This is a genomic window from Pseudanabaena sp. 'Roaring Creek', from assembly GCF_001402795.1.
Classification (GTDB): domain Bacteria; phylum Cyanobacteriota; class Cyanobacteriia; order Pseudanabaenales; family Pseudanabaenaceae; genus Pseudanabaena.
This window is the reverse complement of sequence record NZ_LIRE01000119.1, coordinates 1-3,451: the sequence shown is the minus strand read 5'-3', so window position 1 is coordinate 3,451 and position 3,451 is coordinate 1. Positions and strand designations below refer to the sequence as shown.

Annotated in this window: 3 protein-coding genes; 1 reads left to right on the top strand and 2 read right to left on the bottom strand. The window is 42.7% G+C overall.

Features of this window, described 5'->3' with window-relative positions; translation table 11 throughout:
* Nucleotides 1-155: 155 nt before the first annotated feature.
* Nucleotides 156-527, top strand: coding sequence for a YraN family protein (locus AC805_RS04005; RefSeq protein WP_055074216.1), 372 nt, complete (start codon nucleotides 156-158; stop codon nucleotides 525-527).
* 152 nt (nucleotides 528-679) lie between these two features.
* Here the strand turns inward: AC805_RS04005 and AC805_RS04000 are convergent, their stop codons facing one another.
* Together AC805_RS04000 and pip are read right to left on the bottom strand one after the other, a co-directional pair.
* Nucleotides 680-1,966, bottom strand: a complete 1,287-nt coding sequence (locus AC805_RS04000; protein WP_055074215.1) for a glycosyltransferase family 4 protein — start codon at nucleotides 1,964-1,966, stop codon at nucleotides 680-682.
* 123 nt (nucleotides 1,967-2,089) lie between these two features.
* Nucleotides 2,090-3,061, bottom strand: coding sequence for a prolyl aminopeptidase (gene pip / locus AC805_RS03995; protein ID WP_055074214.1), 972 nt, complete (start codon nucleotides 3,059-3,061; stop codon nucleotides 2,090-2,092).
* Nucleotides 3,062-3,451 lie beyond the last annotated feature (390 nt).

Below are 3,451 nucleotides of genomic sequence, written 5' to 3'. Positions count from 1 at the left end.
TAACAAGACTGGCGGTAGCTATAGTAAGGGTTTTCAAGTTAAGAAATGGCTACGCCATTTCTTAACTTGGTATAAGGTTTTGAGATTCAAAAAATGGCAACGCCATTTTTTGAATTGGTTTAACTGGATAATAGCTGAATCCTCAGGTTAAGTGTATGACCAAATCAGTGGGCGATCGCGGAGAGGGATTAGTAGCAAAGCTCCTACAAACTAATGGGTGGGAAATTGTAGAAACTCAGTGGCGCTGTCCTTGGGGGGAGTTAGACTTAATTGCCCGCGATCGCCAATGGCTATTGTTTATTGAGGTAAAAACTCGTAGCGATCGCAGTTGGGATATGGATGGCAGCCTCGCCATCACTCCGCATAAACAAGCTAAGTTAGTTAAAACCGCATCAATATTTTTGAGCGAACATCCCCAGTTAGCCCAACTTGCCTGCCGATTTGATGTTGCCCTAGTCCGCCGCACAGGATCGGAATTTTGCCTACATGCCTATATCGAGCAAGCATTTATCCCAATAAGTAGCTAGACGCAATTAAATATAAAACCCAAAAACCTATATTGCACGCTGCGCGTGCAATATAGGTTTTTGGGTTTTAATCATGCCCAACTACTTACCAAGTTAAGAAATGGCTACGCCATTTCTTAACTTGGGATGACAAGCGGCGACTGCCATAATTTTTAGATATTATGCAAACTCTGTTGAGTTTGCTCGACCGATAAGGAGCTTTGTTCGCTTAAACCTAGAGCAGTTATATACTTCGGAATTGCGCGATCGATAGTATAACGACGCTCTAATAATCGACGAGCATTTCGCCCCAATGTTGATTGAATATGAGGATTTGCGGCAAGCCAACAAATGTAATCGGCTAGTTCTTGGGCATGACCATTGTCAAAACAAGCACCACAATCACCCTCAGCAACTAACTCTCGTAAATAGTTATTTTCAGGACAGATGACGGCTACAGGTCTTGCCGCCGCAAGAATTCCGTAGATCTTGGAGGGGGCGATCGTATCGCCAACATTAGGCAAAATGCTTACTAACGACAGATCGCAAGCAGTTAAGGAAAATGGCAAAACTTCACGATCTTGATAGGGCAATTGCAAGGTATTCGTTAGCTCTCCCGTAGCGATCGCCTGTTTAATAACTTGAGAACCAACCCCATTACCAATAAATACAAATTTGATATCTGACCGATAGCTTAATAACTGAGCGCATTCTAAAATAGTCTTGTTGTCATGGCATCGTCCCAAGTTGCCTGAATAAAGCACCACAAAGCAATCCGTTAAATCATATTGTTTCGCAAACCAATTGTCTGACTTGGCGATCGGGCTAATAAATTTCGGGTCAGCCCAGCTATGAATGACGTGAATCTTGTCGGCGAGATCTCGATGTTTTTGAATTAGTAGCTGCTGCATCGGTTCGCTTAAAACGATCAAGGACTCGGCACGATGCCATACTTTATGATTGACAAATTCCCAAAACTTGACAATCAAATGATCGGGAGGAACAACCTTAAGGCGTACAGCGACTTCAGGATAAATGTCATAAATAATGCAGCTATAGCTATGTCCAAAAATTTTGTTGTAAAGCCATCCAATCAATCCCAAAAATGGCGGAGCTGAGGTTAAGACTAAGTGAGAGCCGCGAATATCTTTGCGAAGCAGCTTAATGAAACAACGAATGATAAATAGGACACTGCTAAAAACTTTATTGCGAATGCGCTTGGACATGAGGTGAATCGAGCCAGTGCGCCTTACAAATACGCCATTATTCCGTTCTTCATGTTTGACATCTGTTTGACGGAAGGCATAGCCTGGCATTCCCGTGAATACGCTTACATCAAATCCTTCTTGAGCTAACGCTCCAGCTAAATCATAGACAAACTGTCCAGTTGCGGCATAGTCTGGTGGATAAAATTGAGTAATGATACTAATGCTAGTTTTTAATTGTTTTTTAACTGCCATTAACTTACTCGTTAGATGTTTTGAGTCTCAATCTGTCACAATTTATCGAAGATGAAGTTTTGCGGTCTAAATATAAATTAGAAAATCATGTAAGGCAAATCATGTTAGGCAAATTATGTAAGGCTATGGACTCGTCTGGAATGTTGCTACTGATTGCATAAGGCGATCGCCTGCTTCAATCAACGCACTACGAATACCCACCTCCGTCATGGCATGTCCCGCATCAGGCACAATGATAAAATCTGCTTCTGGAAATGCTTGATGCAGTTCCCAAGCGGTAAACATCGTACAAACCATGTCATAGCGACCCTGCACAATGGTCGTAGGAATATGACGAATGCGATCAAGATTGTCTAAAAGCTGATTTTCTGAATGAAAAAAACCCTTGTTGACAAAGTAGTGACATTCGAGTCTTGCAAAAGCCTCAGCAAATCGATCGGAACCAAAACGTTGGATTAGTTGTAAGTCAGCAATGAGTTTACTCGTACTGGCTTCCCAAATTGACCAAGTCCTTGCGGCGAGCGATCGCTCTTGGGGATCGTCACTCAGGAGACGACGATAGTAAGCGGCTATCATATCGTGACGTTCTTCAATGGGAATCAAGTCAACGTATTGTTCCCAAGCTTCTGGGAAAATATAACCTGCCCCCTCTTGATAAAACCATGCGAGTTCCTTGGAGCGCAGCATAAAAATACCCCGTAAAATTAAGGCTAGGCAGCGATCGGGATAGATTTGGCTATAGGCAAGAGTTAAGGCGCTCCCCCAACTTCCCCCCGATACAACCCAGCGATCGATATTGAGATGTTTGCGTAAGGTCTCAATATCCTCCACTAGATGCCAAGTGGTGTTTTCGTCTAGTTCGGCATGGGGAGTACTTTTGCCACAACCCCGTTGGTCGAATTGGACGATGCGCCATCGGTGAGGATCGAAATATTGGCGATAAATGGGCTGGCTTCCTCCTCCAGGACCACCATGCAAAATGATGACGGGTTTACCATGAGGATTTCCTGATTCCTCAAAATAAATTGTATGCAAATCAGAAACGGGTAACAGTCCCTGTCTATATGGCTCGATTACTGGGTATAGTTCGCGCATAGAACACTTTTATAAAGAAATTATCGCTTTATAAATTATGGAAGTGCCTAATATAGCAACTTAAGGCAAAAAAAGCGCATGGAGACAAAATCGCTATTCATTTTTTTATTTTCATAAGTAGCTAGGCATAAAGCCCCAAAGATGAGAGGCGGCGCAAAGCGCCGCCTCTCATCTTTGGGGCTTGTTATAATCCCAATTCACGAAAGGGTGACCACACTTTTTTGAATTAAAAACTAAATCTAGTAAGGGTTTGAATAACTAAAAATGGCTACGCCATTTTTAGTTTTGGTATTACTCTTTTCCCACCAAAGAAATAGACATACAAACCCAAGAATTAGACGTTGCGGCGCTTCGCGCCGCAACGTCTAATTCTTCACTGGGAAGGGAGTA

Excerpts from the sequence above, each read along its gene's own strand:
- pip (WP_055074214.1), bottom strand. The coding sequence starts at position 3,061 with ATGCGCGAACTATACCCAGTAATCGAGCCATATAGACAGGGACTGTTA.
- AC805_RS04005 (WP_055074216.1), top strand. The coding sequence starts at position 156 with ATGACCAAATCAGTGGGCGATCGCGGAGAGGGATTAGTAGCAAAGCTC.
- AC805_RS04000 (WP_055074215.1), bottom strand. The coding sequence starts at position 1,966 with ATGGCAGTTAAAAAACAATTAAAAACTAGCATTAGTATCATTACTCAA.